The organism is Pedobacter sp. KBS0701, from assembly GCF_005938645.2.
Taxonomy (GTDB): domain Bacteria; phylum Bacteroidota; class Bacteroidia; order Sphingobacteriales; family Sphingobacteriaceae; genus Pedobacter.
This window is the reverse complement of the sequence record NZ_CP042171.1, coordinates 4,232,343-4,248,488: the sequence shown is the minus strand read 5'-3', so window position 1 is coordinate 4,248,488 and position 16,146 is coordinate 4,232,343. Positions and strand designations below refer to the sequence as shown.

Sequence of the window (16,146 nt, the reverse complement as noted above, 5' to 3'; positions counted from 1 at the left end):
CCTTGAATTTATAATCTGTATTTTTACAGGCATGACAAAGCAGGGCACAAAACCAAATATTTTAGTGGTAAATGATGATGGGATTACCGCTACAGGTATAAAGAATTTAATGGAGGTAATGCAGGAGCTGGGCAACGTGGTGGTAGTGGCACCAGATAGACCTCAAAGTGGAATGGGCCATGCCATTACCATTGGCAAACCGATCCGTTTTGATAAGGTTGATCTTTATGCAGGCGTAGAAATGTATAAATGCAGCGGTACGCCGGTTGATTGCGTTAAAATAGCGGTAAATAAGATTTTTAAAGGTAAAAAACCTGATTTATGTGTATCAGGAATTAACCATGGACTAAATAATTCGATTAATGTGCTGTACTCGGGCACCATGTCTGCTGCAGTAGAAGGTGCGATAGAAAGAATTCCATCTATTGGTTTCTCTCTCGATGATTTTGCTGCCGATGCCGATTTCAGTTGTACTAAAAAATACATTAAAAATATCTGTGAGCAGGTTTTAGCGAATGGTTTACCCGAAGGCACGCTTTTAAATGTGAATTTCCCGAAAGGTGACAAGCTAAAAGGGGTTAAGATTTGCCGCCAGGCCAATGCCAAGTGGATGGAAGAATTTGATGAGCGGACAGATCCTTACAAACGCCCATATTATTGGCTTACGGGTGTTTTTGAAAATTTCGATAAAGGAGAAGACACAGACGTTTGGGCATTGGAGCACAACTATGTTTCTATTGTTCCTGTTCAGTTTGATTTAACGGCGCATCATGCTATACAAGCCCTTAACAGCTGGGATTTCATAGGTAATAGCGATTCAAAAGCTGCGGGTACCAAAGTTTCAGCGCCCGATGGCATTAATTTAGGTTAAGCGCTTGCCATTATGATTGATCAGTTAAAAAGATTAAATAATTCGGTGTGGATAGGTTTGGGCATTGGTTTGCTTGTACCATCAATATTTTGTTCAATTGCCTGGTACATTATTCACCATGTGGCTTCCCTTGCTAAAGCTGATCTGTTATATATTGGTGGCATTGCCATAAATGCTTATACCATGCAATACTTTTTTAAATACAACAAAGAAAATATTGGTAGAGGTATTTTAGCGGCAACGTTTTTGTGTGCTTTTATATTCTTTGCATATAAAGTTTTTTAAGGGTGGAAAATGGAATGTGTAATGCTGATGATGGGGATTTTACCTTACATCTTCCATTGTCCATCTTACATCATACATAACAAATTATGAAATACTACCTCGTAGCCGGAGAAGCCTCAGGCGATTTACATGGCGCCAACTTAATGAAAGCCTTAAAAGCCGAAGATGGCGGAGCGGTATTCAGGTATTTCGGGGGGGATAAAATGCAGGCCGAAGGTGGCGAGTTGGTTAAACACTATGCTGATATGGCATTTATGGGTTTTACCGAGGTAATTTTAAACTTACGCACCATCTTCAGAAACCTCAAAGCATGTAAAGAAGATATTATAAAATGGAAGCCTGATGTTTTGATTTTGATCGATTTTCCTGGTTTTAACTTAAAAATTGCTGAATTTGCAAAGGCCAATGGCATAAAAGTGTGTTATTATATCTCACCCAAAGTTTGGGCCTGGAACCAGAAACGGGTGCTGAAAATCAAAAAGGTTGTGGATGATATGTTCTGCATCCTGCCTTTCGAGGTAGATTTCTATAAAGAATGGGGCATGCAGGTAGATTATGTGGGCAATCCATTATTAGATGAGATTGCGCAGTTTACACCAGACTTAAATTTCCGCAGAAGCCATCAATTAGGAAATGAAAAAATTATTGCCTTGTTACCAGGTAGCCGTAAGCAGGAAATAGAACGTTTACTCCCGGTGATGTTAAGCATTACCGAAAATCATCCCGATTATATTTTTGCCATTGCTGCTGCACCAACCTTTACCGAAAGTTATTATCGCCAGTTTACGGGAGACAAAAAAGTTCATCTTCTTTTTAACAATACCTATAATTTATTGTACCATGCCCATGCTGCAATTGTAGCTTCAGGAACAGCTACATTAGAAACTGCTTTGTTTAAAGTACCACAGGTAGTGATTTATAAAGGAGGCACAATTTCAATTGCCATCGCACGGATGTTGGTGAAAATTAAGTTCATCTCGTTAGTTAACCTGATCGTGAACAAAAAGATTGTAACCGAACTTATCCAGGAAGATTGTAACCCCCAAAAGGTAAACGAAGAACTCAAAATTATCTTAACAGGCGAGGGCAGGAACGAGATGTTAAAACATTACGACGAACTGCTATTACTTATGGGCAAACCAGGCGCTTCGGCAAAAACAGCCAGATTGATTGTAGAAAAGCTAAAAGGATAAAATTTTAGTCGAGTAAGTATCAACAACAATATACCCGGTGTTGGGTATTGATGGTATTTTAAAACGTGAGTTATTTTTAAATAAAAAATTAACCTCATGATTAAAGCCTTAACGACTGCCCTCTTAATTGCCGTTTTTTTTATTTCCAATAAATCAATTGCGCAGAACCCGTCTGGATACGATACCATAATGGTAAATTCTGTCCCTTATGCAGAACTTCCTAAGCAAATTAAATATTTTGTAGATAGAAACCGAAATAATTTTAGTTTCAATGAAGATATTTCCTCTTCTGTTTTTTTATCAAAAGCTTCGTTTGCTGCGAATAAGCGATGGATGACCAAAAGTGATTTTTCCGACCGGAAAAGCTTGATTTTAGATGCTAAGATCAGCCCTTACATTAATATTTCACCTTTTAACTGGACAATAAACTTAAATAAAGAAAAAGAAAGCTATCTTATGTTTGCTCTTTATTTCAATCCTGAATTTGAAGTGCGGATTTTTAATAACGACAAATCGGTTGGAGATAGTTCGCTACCGGTGCGTACGGCTTCATCACGGCCCGGAGGTGAATTATTTATCACTCATAGCGCGCTCTATAAAAAAGATAGGAGTCATAACTTTGGTTTCTCTGTTAAGGGTTATCATCATTCTAACGGCCAGGATGGGGAAGAGTTTAACAGTACCGATAAGGCTTGGGGTAAAAAGGGATATTTTAATACCTACAACGGTAATTTCAGTGATGATTTTGTAGTCGAATTTAATGGGATTATGTTTCTGAAAAATGCCAGTAACACCCTCAATCAGTATTTAAAATTTGGTTATGGCCAATCATCAGGATTGGCACCAGGAATGAAAAAGTATAATATTTATGGTACCAATAGGCTTAATTTATTTTATACCTATAAATGGTCCACAAAATATGGGCGCAATATAGTTGATCATGAAAATCGAAATGTTTATAATGTAACTGATGAAAATTATCCTGTTGAAAAATTAAGGATAGAATTTTTTGCAAGTTTCATCACGAACTCGATGAATGTTGGACCCATTTATAATTTATCTAAAGCAACTTTCCGGGATCGAATAAATTTTCATTCTACTCTGCACTACAGGATACGTGGCTTTAGTGCTGCAGGATTGTTTGTAGAGGGTGGTTATTATGGACAAGATACATACAATGCCTATTTTCAGCGATCAGCCTGGTTTGCAAAAGCTGGTCTTAGTTTTGGATTATTTACCTATCCAAAACATACTGATGACCTTAAATAATCAGGCTTTTTCATTTTGTTATTTTTAACCCTGTTTTTTATTATTTATAAATTCCTGCACTTGTTTTATTAGTAAAGTTTTGTTTTACTTATAATGTAACATTTTAAGGTGTTTTCATTTTTTTTAAAACAAAACCGTGTTTAAGGCGTTACTAAATCGTTTTGCGGAAAACCTAATCGTAACTAATTAATTTCATAGCTCTTATTAATTTGGTGAAATTTGGCCGCATTGCGTAACTAATTATAAACTAAACTAGTGAGTGCCAATGAGAAACATTTTACTCAGGACGACAGGATTCCTATGCCTTGTCCTACTTTCAAGCCCCCAGTTGTTTGCGAAAATTAATAGCGAAAACAAGAATTTTAACCGCTACTATTTTCAGCAGGATACAACTAAAAAACAAGACACAACAAAAAAAGTCCCGGTGGCCAAACCTGCTGATTCGGTAAAAGTACCGCCAAACCCGCTGGGTGGCTCGCGCCCTGTTACTTCCCCGGCACCAGCCCCAACAACAACAGCGCCTGCCACACCAGCAAGCACCGCCCCAGCAACATCAGCAGGTCAAAAAACAATTACCGGTATCGTTGTAGACGAGCAGAAAATCGGTTTACCTGGCGTTGGAATTAAAATCCAAGGTAAAACCGGAGGTGCCGTTACGCAGGAAAACGGTAAATTCAGTATAACTGTTACAGCGCCAACTGATGTACTTGTTTTCAGCTATATCGGCTATCAATCTAAATCTGTTCCGGCAGGGAATGGCGACGCCCCATTAACCATCAATCTTACACCATCTGGTGCTCAGAATTTAAGTGATGTTGTTGTGGTTGGCTATGGTACGATGAAATCTAAAGAAGTTACTTCGGCAGTAGCCCACGTAGATACTGCCCAGTTTAGGCAGAGTGGTGCCCGGAGCCCGCTTGATTTGATACAAGGTAAAGTGGCAGGTTTGAACATCACCCGGGCGGGGAGTTCGAACCCAAACTCAAGTCCAAGTGTGCAGCTGCGTGGTGTGGTTTCGGTTGCAGGTAGTGCCAGTCCGCTTTATGTAATTGACGGGATTCCGGGTGGGAACCCGGATTTGCTTCAACAGGATGATATTTTATCGGTTGATGTATTAAAAGATGGATCTGGAGCAGCCATTTATGGTACAAGCGCAAACGCGGGTGTAATTTTGATCACCACAAAAAAAGGCAAACCCGGGCCGCCAACCTTTAATTACTCGAGTTACATTCGTAAAGAATTTGTTCAAAACAGATTAGATTTTTTATCAGCGGAAGAATTTAGGGCAAAAATCAATTCGGGAGAGATTAATGCCCGTGATTACGGTGCAAGTGAAGATTTATATGGTGCATTGATTAACAAGGGTAATTTGTCGCAAAATCATAATCTTGCATTATCAGGTGGTACCGATAAAACGAGCTATCGTGCAAGTTTAAACTACCGCGATTTACAGGGTATTGCTTTAGAAAACGGAAGGAAAGAATATACAGGTAGATTGAATATCAATCAAAAAGGCTTTGATGATAAATTGAACATTCAACTAAATTTAGCTACAAATATTAATAATGCGAATCTGCTATCTAATGGAGTAACATCAGATTTTTTCAATAATGAGTTAAACAGAAGTGGTTGGGAAGAAGAGTTGGGTAAAAATCCGACTAAGCCAATTTATAATCCAGATGGTTCATATTATTACGATAATCAAAGTACAAACCAATATGCCAGATTATTTAATAATACCAGTTACCGCAAGCAGCAAACAACATCGGCAGATTTAAAAGCTGATTTTGACATTACCAAAGGATTAAAAGCAAGTGTTTTCGGATCTATGCAGCGTAACAGTTATTTAGATGGTGGATATGCAACCTTGGCAAGTGAAGATTCTTTTGAGAATAGTGATTACCCTAGCGGCGGTTATGCTTTCAAAAATAATTTCCTTTCTCAGGCCTATGCCTTTGAACCTACTTTACAATACAATACGGTTGTCGCAGATAAACATTCTTTTACTGCATTGGCAGGTTACAGCTATCGTTACAATATAGAGGAGGGTGCCAGAATGAGTACCCGTGGTTTTCTGAACGATCAGTTCAATGAAGATAACATGGAAGTTGGACAGGCATTAGCCGACGGAAAAGCATCAATGGGCAGTTATAAAAACGATAACACGCTAATTGCATTTTTCGGAAGGGTTAACTATGCATTTGATAATAAGTATTTGGTGCAATTAATTTTAAGGCGTGAAGGTTCTTCCCGTTTCGGTGATAATAACAAATGGGGAAATTTCCCAGCAGTATCATTAGGTTGGAATGTTACCGAAGAAAAATTCATGGAAAACGTAAAGTGGGTTAATTATTTGAAATTAAGAGCAGGTTACGGTGTAACGGGTAACTCTGGTTTTGCAAATAACGCATCAAGGGTAACACTCGGTCCGGGTGGAAAATATTTATATCCTGATGGCAGTTACCGCGAAACTTATGGGCCAACACGTAACCCAAATCCATTTTTGAAATGGGAATCGAAACGTGAAACCAACATCGGTGCCGATTTTACATTGTTCAATAGCAAGTTAACAGGTTCATTGGATTTGTTTGATAGAACAACTAAGGATTTGTTAGATCTTTACACTACGCCTCAACCGCCATATATTCAAAACCAGATCTATGCAAACGTAGGTAATATTTCTTCAAGAGGTATTGAACTTGCTTTAAGTTATCAGGCAATTAAAACCAAGGATTTTACTTTTAGTATGGATTTTACAGGAAGTACCATTAAAAACACTTTGAATTCTTACTCGAATGATGTTTTTGCTGTGAAGTTTAAAACATTTGGTGGTATTGGTGGTGCAGGAGATTTAGGTGATGCCATTACCACCTACGAAGGAGAAGAGGTAGGTATATTTTATGGGAAGCGTTTCGCCGGTTTTGATGCTAATGGAAAATGGCTTTTCTATAATAGAAACGGACAAGCCGTACGTAATGATCAGATCAACAACTCTAAAGATAAAAACCTAACAGATCTTGCTCCCCTGGGAAATGCAATACCTAAATATTACGCTTCATATACAGCGAATTTTACTTATAAAAACTTTGATTTTAGGGTTTTCCTCAGAGGTAAGTTTGACTATAAAATTTTAAATACTACCGCATTAACATACGGAAACCCTTTTGTTACGGGCTCTAACTATTTAAGAGATGCTTTTGGGAAGTATAGTGAAATCAACGATACTTTTATGTATTCAGACTATTACCTGGAAAACGGAACCAATGTTAAAATTGATGAGGTGACTTTAGGTTATAACTTTAAGTTAAAAACGAAGTTCATCCGTAATCTGCGGGTATACGCTACAGGCCAAAATTTAGCTACAATAACCGGTTACTCAGGTAATGATCCTGATTTTGTACAAGATACTGGCTTAGGTCCGGGTATTGATAGCCGTGGTGCTTATCCAAGTACAAGATCATTCCTTTTTGGTGTTAACGTAGGCTTCTAAAATATAATAAAATGAAAAATAAATCAATCATATATACAGCCCTTGCATTAGTGGTAAGTATGGGCACAGCCTGTACTAAACTAGATGAAAATGCATACGATGTTATCCCGGCTGAAAAATTCTACTCTAATAAAAACGAAGTTATTTCTGCTGTTTTAAGGCCGTATACTCATGCAAATGCCTGGGTTACGCCATCTGGACAAGATGGATGGTGGCGATTGGCCGAACTTTCAGCTGATCAGTTGGCATGGCCAACAAAGGGACCACATGGTGAAGACGGAGGCAAGTGGAAAAGATTACATTACCATACCTGGACGGTTGATGAAGGAGGTATCAATAATGCATGGTCCCTAATGTACGGAGGGGTTGGTTTTTGTAATGATGCCATTGGAAACATCGAGAAGAGAGATATTGCGCAGATGGGAATTACCCAAGAGGAAAAAAATGGCTATGTTGCAGAACTAAAATTACTTAGGGCATTTCACTATTTAAAGTTGATGGATTTGTTCGGTAATATTCCAATTGCAACAGATCTGGTTGATCCATCAAATCCTGTATTGCCAAATACTACTGCAAGGAAAGATGTTTTTACCTTTATTGAAAAGGAAATTAAAGATAATATCAATAACGTGCCTAAGCTGGCAAAATCGCAACTTGGAAGAATGAGCCAGGCAAGTGGTTATGCCATGCTGGTGGAGTTATATTTAAATGCAGAAGTATGGACTGGTACACCACGGTGGGATGATTGCATCGCGGCAGCTGATAAATTAATTAATAATGAGGCAGGTGGTCAAAATGGTAATATGGCGCTTGATCCAAACATTACCGATCAATTTAAAAATACAAATGATCAATCAAAAGAAGTTATTTTCTCCATTGCTTATGATTTTACCAGAGCTAAATTTGAACCATCGTGGACGGGTGAGTTTTATCATTTTGCACAACGTGATATTTATGGCGGCGGCAGGAATGGTAACGATGGCATCGTTTTAATTCCAGGTGTTTATGAAAAATTTGAAGCTGATGATTTGCGTAAAACTGGCTGGTTACTGTTTGGTCCTCAGAAAAAGTTCGCTGATGGATCTGATGTTCAAGGTACAGTAGAGTATGCAGGCAAGCCACTTGTATTTGTTGATAACATTCAAAGAAATTCGAAAAATTCTACCGTTAGCAATATGAGTGAGGGCGAAGAAAATAGTGGAGTTCGTTTTAATAAATATAAACTGGGCAATTCTATTCCAGGAATTGTAAATGGGGTGAGAGTAGAACCTAATCCAAATTACAACAATACAGACTGGAATGTTTACCGGTTAACATGGATCTATTTCGCAAAAGCTGAAGCCATTATGCGTAAAAATGGAGGTGTTGCCAATGCAGATGCAGTTAAGCTCATTAATGATTGTAAATCGAGAGCTTATACGCCGGCAGTTTGGGCTAGCAAAGCTTATACCGTGGCTACCTTAACGCTTGATGAGCTTTTGGCAGAACGCGGCAGGGAATTTATATTTGAAGGTTTTAGAAGGGACGATTTGATTAGATTCGGAAAATTTGCAACCGGAAGTTGGTGGGATCATAGTCCATCCTCATCATTTAAAACATTATATCCTATTCCACAAAGGCAAAGAGATTTGAATGTTAAACTGACTCAAAACCCAGGTTACTGATAAAAAACCACAAAAGGCGCTTAAATGCGCCTTTTGTGGTTTTAAGCTTTACATATATTTTGTTAAGCTTTAATAACTGTTTCTAAAACGATTATCATAAAAAATGTTAAATTGCGTTTTTATAACGGGCAAAAAATTAAAAGCTATAATTTTTATTTAGCTTTGAATCGAGTAACTTAAAAGAATTCCAGCCAAATGAAATCGCTTTCTATCAAAGATATAGCCGTAAAAGCCAATGTATCCATTACCACAGTTTCGTTCATTATTAACGGTAAAGCAAAAGAAAAATCGATAAGCGAAGCAGTAATAGAGAAAGTAGAAAAAATTATCGAAGAAAGTGGTTATAAACCTAATCAGATTGCAAGAAGTTTAAGAACCGGTAACTCCAATATCATCGGCCTGATTATCGAAGATATTTCCAACTCATTCTTCTCCAGGATTGCCAGGTTAATCGAAGACAAAGCTTATAAAAGAGGATATAAAATTATTTATTCCAGTACAGAAAACAGTATCGACAAGGCGAAGGAACTGATCAACATGTTCAAAACGCGAAAAGTTGATGCCTATATCATCTCTCCTATAAAAGGGATAGAAGAAGATGTAAAAATGCTGTTGGAAGATGGTAATCCGGTAATCTTTTTTGATAGAAACCTGCCCGATATCAATACCAGCTACGTTGGAGCCGATCATTTTAATGCTTCATACCAATCAATACAGCATTTTATCGGTCAAGGTAAAAAGAACATTGCCCTGGTTACTACTGATATCAACGTAGAGCAGATAACAGCGCGTTATGATGGTTATAAAAAAGCATTAGAAGATCATGGAATCAAGTATGACGACAACCTGGTTTTAAAGATCCATTTTAACCAGGAAGAAAGCGAAACCATTGCTCAGGTTAAAGAACTTTTCGATAATAAAAAAATTGAGGCAGTATTATTTGCAACCAATTATTTAGCAATCAGCGGATTAAAAGTATTGAAAAAGATCAATAAGAAAATAGGCGGGGATTTTGCTGTTATTGCATACGATGATCATGAAGCTTTCGAACTGCACACACCTGGTATTTCAGCAATTCAACAACCACTTGAGGAAATTGCAGAGAATGTAATTAAGCTGATTCTTAAACAATTGTCGACCAAAGCCAAACCCGAAAACCAGGAGATCATTATTCCAGCTAAATTAATCATAAGGGATTAAATTCAGTAACTTAAATATTACATTAAACTATTTTAATATGATATTTATTTCTCTAATATTGAATTAGTAAAACGTTTTACTTTAATTGAACACCAAACAACAATATTCCCATTTAATTTAGTGTTGATTTGACATTTTATTCTGTTGCAGAATTAAGAAATCAATTAAGGTCATTAAGTAAAACGATTTATTAATTGACCAAATATTAATTTATGAGAAAACTTTCCTTAGTAGCACTTTGTCTTTTTTTTAATTTAATTACTAAAGCACAAGATAAGGCACCTGCTTATCCGTTAATTACACATGATGCCTATTTCAGTATTTGGTCTTTCGGCGATGGGCTTAACCAATCTGTTACCAAACATTGGACCGGGAAGGAGCAATCTTTATTAGGTGTAATAAAGGTTGATGGCAAATATTACCGGTTTCTGGGCGAAAAAAGTAAAACTTTTAAAGACATACTTCCAGCAGCTGATGCATTAAAATATCAGGCTGGTTATCGCTTCGATAAACCTGAAGCAGGTTGGGAAAGCATTACATACAATGATAAGGACTGGAAAAAAGCCGAAGCTCCTTTTGGAGACGATAATTCTGCCAAAACAAAATGGAATAGTGATGATCTTTACTTCAGAAGAACCTTCGATGTGGCCAAAGTATCGGCTGCAAAAAAATACCTGAAACTCAATCACGATGATAATGTAATTGTTTATTTAAATGGTAAAATAATTTACAAAAAGAACGGATGGGTTTCTGATTATAGCTATTTGCCAATTGAAGATGGTATTTTAAAAACAGGAAAAAATGTACTGGCTATCCATTGTAAAAATACCGCTGGTGGCAGGCACCTGGATGCCGGGATAGTTGAAGAAGAGGCAGATCATCTAAACATTGCTCCAGCCACTCAAACCAATGTATCCATTCAGTCAACCACAACCAAATACACTTTTAGCTGTGGCCCGGTAGAACTACAGGTAGCTTTTACCTCCCCATTATTACTGAATGATATTAAATTAACCGCAAGGCCAATCAGTTATATTAATTATGCCGTTAAATCTACTGATGCCAGGCAGCACAGCGTAGCTATTTTCTTTGGGGCATCATCAAACCTGGCCGTGAATACACCAAATCAAAGCGTATCGGCTTGGAAGAGTTCAAAAAACAATCTCTCTATATTAAAAACAGGAACCGTAGAGCAGCCGGTGTTAAAGAAACGGGGAGACGACCTGCGCATTGATTGGGGCTATTTGTACCTGGCCGTTCCGGGCAGATTTAATGCCAGGCAATTTATAGCTCCGCAGAACGAAAGCTTAAAAGCTTTTATGGAGGCAAAATATCCAACTCAAAACCAGGTTTTAAATTCCAGGAACTTAAGTTTAAGTAGTGTTATTCCTTTCGGTTCGGTTTCTTCCACACCCGTAGATAAATATATGATGTTGGGATATGATGACCTGAAATCAGTTGAATACTTTGGTGAAAAACTACAGCCTGTTTGGCGACAATCTGGTTCAAAGCAATTCGAAGATCAGTTGGCTGAGGCCAGTGCCCAATATCCTGATTTAAAAAACAAGTGTGCCATTTTTGATGCCCAACTATATGCTGATGCAGAAAAAGCTGGGGGAAAAGAATATGCCGAACTGTGTAAGCTAGCTTATAGACAGGCTATTGCTGCGCACAAAATCGTGTATTCCCCAAATGGCGATATCCTTTTTTTATCCAAAGAAAATTTCAGTAATGGCTCCATCAATACGGTAGATGTTACTTACCCTTCAGCACCGCAATTTTTGGTGTACAATCCTGAATTGTTAAAAGGCATGCTGAATGGTATTTTCTATTATTCAGAAAGTGGAAAATGGAAGAAACCTTTTGCCGCACACGATTTAGGTACTTATCCTTTGGCAAACGGCCAAACCTACGGTGAAGATATGCCGGTAGAAGAGGCTGGAAATATGATCATCTTAACTGCTGCTATTACCAGGGCAGAAGGAAATGCAAAATATGCAGGGAAACATTGGGAGGTAATGTCAGTATGGGCCAATTATTTACTAAGAGAAGGATTCGATCCTGCAAACCAGCTTTGTACCGATGATTTCGCAGGTCATTTGGCCAGAAATTCGAATTTATCGGTAAAGGCCATTGTGGCTTTAGGTGCTTATGCACAAATGGCGCAATTATTAGGCAAAGCTGATGTAGCTGCAAAATACAGAACGGCTGCTTTGCAAATGGCGCAGAACTGGATGAAAATGGCCGATGATGGCGATCATTATGCTTTAACCTTTAATGATAAAAATACCTGGAGCCAGAAATACAACCTCGTTTGGGACAAATTGTTAAAACTTAATCTTTTTCCTGGAGAAGTATACAAAAAGGAGATTAACTTTTATTTAACCAAGCAAAAGGATTTTGGATTGCCGTTGGATAGCCGCAGGACCTACACTAAATCGGATTGGATTATGTGGACTGCGACTTTGGCTGATAATGAAGCCGATTTCCAAAAATTTATAAGTCCGATATACCGTTATGTTACCAAAACAGAAAGCAAGGTGCCATTGAGCGATTGGCATGAAACCACCAATGGTAAAATGACCGGCTTCCAGGCCAGGAGTGTTGTGGGAGGTTATTTCATCAAAATGTTAGCTGATAAATGGAATATTAAATAAAATATTAAGCCGCTTTGCCTGCAAGCATTTACCTCCGCAGGCAAAAGCTGATTTTTAAAAATACAGTTGATTTATATTGACTGAAAAGAACCAACACACACAAATGAAACTCAAATTAATCACATCAATTTTATGCTGCATTGCAGCCAAGGGGTTATTGGCGCAACAGAAGGATTTTGTCCATTATGTGAACACACTGCAGGGGACCAATTCTAAACATGAACTCACGCGGGGGAATACCTATCCTACTACTGCCTTGCCTTTTGGTATGCATACCTGGACGCCTCAAACCGGTCGGAATGGCGACGGATGGAAATACCAATACTTTAAAGACAAAATTAGGGGCTTTCAGCAAGCGCACCAATGCAGTTCGTGGACGAGAGATTATGCCGTATTTTCTTTAATGCCAGTGGTTGATGAGCTGATTGTAAATGAAGATAAACGCGAAACTAAATTTAGCCACCAGGCTGAGATTGCTAAACCAAACTATTATAAAGTAACATTCGAAAACGATATCACCACCGAAATTTCACCATCTGAACGTGGTGCACACCTCAGGTTCAGCTATCCAAAAGGCAAAAGAAGCTTTTTAATTTTAGATGGTTATACCAGATTGAGCGGTGTTCAAATCTATCCTAAAGAAAATAAAATAACTGGTTGGGTAAACAATGGCGAAGGTTTTAAAAGGGGGTGGAAAAGTTATTATGTAATCCGGTTCGATCAGCCAATTAAATCTTACGGTACATGGGAAAACAAACATAATACCGTTGCAAAAGATTCCATTTCTGCTGAAGGATTAGGTAAGGGTGCATTTGTACAGTTCGAATCGGGCGCAAAAGTGCAGGTAAAGACAGCATCATCTTATATCAGTCTACAACAGGCCGAACTTAATTTAAAACGAGAACTGGGCAACGATAAAACTTTGGAAGATACAAAAGCCAATGCTGCTGCGGTATGGAATAAATCGCTCGGAAAGATAGAAGTGGAAGGTGGATCGAAAGCAGATATGGAAACGTTTTATTCTTGCTTTTTCAGGGCAAGTTTGTTCTCCAGGAAGTTTTACGAAATTAACGAAGCTGGAAAACCATATTACTTTAGTCCGTATGATGGTAAAGTACATGATGGCTATATGTTTACCGATACAGGGTTTTGGGATACTTTCCGGGCCCAGTTTCCGCTAAATACACTGATACAGCCAGAAATGCATGGTCGTTATATGCAAGCCATGCTCGATGCCTACGCGCAATGCGGTTGGTTACCCTCATGGTCTTTCCCCAGCGAAGCCGGAAGTATGATCGGTAACCATGCTATTTCTTTGTTAGCAGATGCCTGGGCAAAAGGAATCAGAACATTTGATCCGAAAAAAGCTTTAGATGCCTATTATCACGAAGCGATGAACAAAGGGCCATGGGGACCGGCAAATGGCAGGGATGGCGTAATCGAGTATAACCAGTTGGGTTATGTTCCTTATCCAAAATATAGAGAAGCCACTGCAAAAACATTAGAATATGCTTACGATGATTATTGTGCTTACACTTTAGCCAAAATGATTGGCGATAAACATTATATGGAGGTTTTTGAGAAGCCGATGTTCAATTATAAAAATGTTTACGATCCGGCTACACGTTTTATGAGGGGAAGGAATGCGGAAGGCAAATGGTCGCCAAATTTCGATCCAACCGAATGGGGAGGTCCGTTTACTGAAGGAAATGCGTGGCATTGGCAATGGTCGGTTTTTCAGGATACCAAAGGTTTAATTAATTTGATGGGAGGAAACAGCAATTTTATCTCCAAGTTAGATTCTGTTTTTAGCGAACCCAATAAAGTAAATGTGGGTTCGTACGGGGGGATGATTCATGAAATGACCGAAATGGTAATGGCCAATATGGGGCAGTATGCACATGGCAATCAACCCATACAGCACATGGTTTATTTATACAACTATGCCAACCAACCCTGGAAGGCACAATTTTATGCCCGTGAGGTGATGCATAAGCTGTATGATGCAACAGAAAATGGTTATCCTGGAGATGAAGATCAAGGGCAAACTTCTTCCTGGTATGTATTAAGCGCTTTAGGGTTTTATAGCGTAACCCCTGGTTCTGGCGAGTATGTTTTAGGAAGTCCGGTATTCAAAAAAACAACCATAAACTTAGAAAATGGCAAAAAATTCATCATTGAAGCACCTGCAAATGATATTCATCATGTTTATATAAAATCAGCAAGCTTAAATGGTAAAAATTATACCAAAAATTTTATAAATCATAGCGATTTGTTAAAAGGAGGGGTGTTAAAATTAGAGATGAATGTTAAACCTTCGTTAAATAGAGGGCTATCAGAAGAAGATAAGCCATTTTCAATCAGTAAATAGATATGGAATTGCTACTTTTGGCGAATTAATTCAGATTAATAAAGAATAGATAACAGAAATATATATAGAATGGAAAAGCCTGTTGCATTAGGTGTAGATATTGGCGGCTCGCATATAACGGCCGCATTGGTGGATTTGGAAACAAGAACTTTAGTGAAGAATTCTATCAAACGTAGCCCTGTGAATTCGCAGGAGAGTAAAGAAGTGATTTTATCGGCATGGTGCGATATCATCAATAAGGCTTTTAAAAATATTAAAAACGGTGCCCGGAATGTTGGAATTGCCATGCCAGGTCCGTTTAATTATAGTGAAGGCATTTCATTAATTAAAGATCAGGATAAGTTTAAATCACTTTACCAGATCAATGTAAAAGAAGAATTGTCTGAAAGATTGGATATCCCTGCAGAGCATATTCACTTTATAAACGATGCGGCAGGTTTTTTACAAGGTGAGGTTTTTGCCGGCGCTGCCAAAGGAAATGGGAGTATATTGGGCTTAACGCTTGGTACCGGACTGGGTTCATCGCTTTGTCTCAATCATAAAGCTTTTGATGCTGACCTCTGGAACTCCGAATTTTTAGACGGAATTGCGGAAGATTACCTTTCTACGCGCTGGTTCGTAAAACGTTTTAACCAACTTAGCGGCAAAACGGTAGACGGGGTGAAAGAACTGGTGGAATTAATAGAAACAGATCATTTCGCGACCATGGTTTTTATGGAATTTGGCTATAACCTGGCTCAGTTCCTGATCCCTATTATTAAGGAGCACAAAATAGACACTGTAATAGTTGGTGGTAATATTGCGCAATCTTTTAACGCATTTGCCCCAGAATTAATTGCAACACTTAAAGGAAATGGAATAGATACTGAAATCAAAATTTCAGAACTTAAAGAACATGCAGCGTTAATTGGTGCTGCGAGTTGCTGCGATATGAGTTTAACTTAACGTATTTGCCATAATAGCTCACAATATTTTAAACTTATTCTAAAATAATCGCAGAATTGCAATTTTCATAATGTAATTCTGCGGTATATCTCCACTTTTTCTTTTTTCTTAAAAAATAGTGCTTTTCACAAGATTTTTATTACTATAATTTAATCCATATAGGCTACTGTCCGTAATTTCCGGAGATTAACTTTGATAAAA

General features: G+C 38.1%; 10 protein-coding genes. All 10 read left to right on the top strand.

Features of this window, described 5'->3' with window-relative positions:
- Positions 1-31: 31 nt before the first annotated feature.
- The 10 genes from surE to FFJ24_RS17010 all read left to right on the top strand — a co-directional run bounded on the left by surE (position 32) and on the right by FFJ24_RS17010 (position 15,945).
- Entirely contained in the window at positions 32-871 is an 840-nt protein-coding gene (gene surE / locus FFJ24_RS17055) for a 5'/3'-nucleotidase SurE (protein ID WP_138818350.1), read from the top strand.
- A 12-nt stretch (positions 872-883) separates the two neighbouring features.
- Positions 884-1,156, top strand: a complete 273-nt coding sequence (locus FFJ24_RS17050) for a stationary phase survival protein SurE (RefSeq protein ID WP_138818349.1) — start codon at positions 884-886, stop codon at positions 1,154-1,156.
- 86 nt (positions 1,157-1,242) lie between these two features.
- Positions 1,243-2,349 carry a lipid-A-disaccharide synthase gene (gene lpxB / locus FFJ24_RS17045; RefSeq protein ID WP_138818348.1) on the top strand — a complete coding sequence of 369 codons (1,107 nt, stop codon included), beginning with the start codon at positions 1,243-1,245 and terminating at the stop codon, positions 2,347-2,349.
- A 96-nt stretch (positions 2,350-2,445) separates the two neighbouring features.
- The gene (locus FFJ24_RS17040; RefSeq protein ID WP_138818347.1) at positions 2,446-3,618 is read left to right on the top strand and encodes a hypothetical protein; all 1,173 of its coding nucleotides are present in this window, start codon (positions 2,446-2,448) and stop codon (positions 3,616-3,618) included.
- 265 nt (positions 3,619-3,883) lie between these two features.
- Complete coding sequence (locus FFJ24_RS17035; protein ID WP_138818346.1) at positions 3,884-7,108, top strand: SusC/RagA family TonB-linked outer membrane protein; 3,225 nt, start codon at positions 3,884-3,886, stop codon at positions 7,106-7,108.
- Positions 7,109-7,119: 11 nt separating this feature from the next.
- Positions 7,120-8,772, top strand: a complete 1,653-nt coding sequence (locus tag FFJ24_RS17030) for a RagB/SusD family nutrient uptake outer membrane protein (RefSeq protein WP_138818345.1) — start codon at positions 7,120-7,122, stop codon at positions 8,770-8,772.
- Positions 8,773-8,967: 195 nt separating this feature from the next.
- Positions 8,968-9,972, top strand: a complete 1,005-nt coding sequence (locus FFJ24_RS17025) for a LacI family DNA-binding transcriptional regulator (protein WP_138818344.1) — start codon at positions 8,968-8,970, stop codon at positions 9,970-9,972.
- A 212-nt stretch (positions 9,973-10,184) separates the two neighbouring features.
- A complete protein-coding gene (locus FFJ24_RS17020; RefSeq protein ID WP_138818343.1) occupies positions 10,185-12,629 on the top strand; it encodes a glutaminase family protein in 2,445 nt (814 codons plus the stop codon).
- Positions 12,630-12,732: 103 nt separating this feature from the next.
- Entirely contained in the window at positions 12,733-15,000 is a 2,268-nt protein-coding gene (locus FFJ24_RS17015; protein ID WP_138818342.1) for a GH92 family glycosyl hydrolase, read from the top strand.
- A 69-nt stretch (positions 15,001-15,069) separates the two neighbouring features.
- Positions 15,070-15,945: an ROK family protein gene (locus tag FFJ24_RS17010; protein ID WP_138818341.1), complete on the top strand. Its 876-nt coding sequence runs from the start codon at positions 15,070-15,072 to the stop codon at positions 15,943-15,945.
- Positions 15,946-16,146 lie beyond the last annotated feature (201 nt).

Excerpts from the sequence above, each read along its gene's own strand:
- surE (WP_138818350.1), top strand. The coding sequence starts at position 32 with ATGACAAAGCAGGGCACAAAACCAAATATTTTAGTGGTAAATGATGAT.
- FFJ24_RS17050 (WP_138818349.1), top strand. The coding sequence starts at position 884 with ATGATTGATCAGTTAAAAAGATTAAATAATTCGGTGTGGATAGGTTTG.
- lpxB (WP_138818348.1), top strand. The coding sequence starts at position 1,243 with ATGAAATACTACCTCGTAGCCGGAGAAGCCTCAGGCGATTTACATGGC.
- FFJ24_RS17040 (WP_138818347.1), top strand. The coding sequence starts at position 2,446 with ATGATTAAAGCCTTAACGACTGCCCTCTTAATTGCCGTTTTTTTTATT.
- FFJ24_RS17035 (WP_138818346.1), top strand. The coding sequence starts at position 3,884 with ATGAGAAACATTTTACTCAGGACGACAGGATTCCTATGCCTTGTCCTA.
- FFJ24_RS17030 (WP_138818345.1), top strand. The coding sequence starts at position 7,120 with ATGAAAAATAAATCAATCATATATACAGCCCTTGCATTAGTGGTAAGT.
- FFJ24_RS17025 (WP_138818344.1), top strand. The coding sequence starts at position 8,968 with ATGAAATCGCTTTCTATCAAAGATATAGCCGTAAAAGCCAATGTATCC.
- FFJ24_RS17020 (WP_138818343.1), top strand. The coding sequence starts at position 10,185 with ATGAGAAAACTTTCCTTAGTAGCACTTTGTCTTTTTTTTAATTTAATT.
- FFJ24_RS17015 (WP_138818342.1), top strand. The coding sequence starts at position 12,733 with ATGAAACTCAAATTAATCACATCAATTTTATGCTGCATTGCAGCCAAG.
- FFJ24_RS17010 (WP_138818341.1), top strand. The coding sequence starts at position 15,070 with ATGGAAAAGCCTGTTGCATTAGGTGTAGATATTGGCGGCTCGCATATA.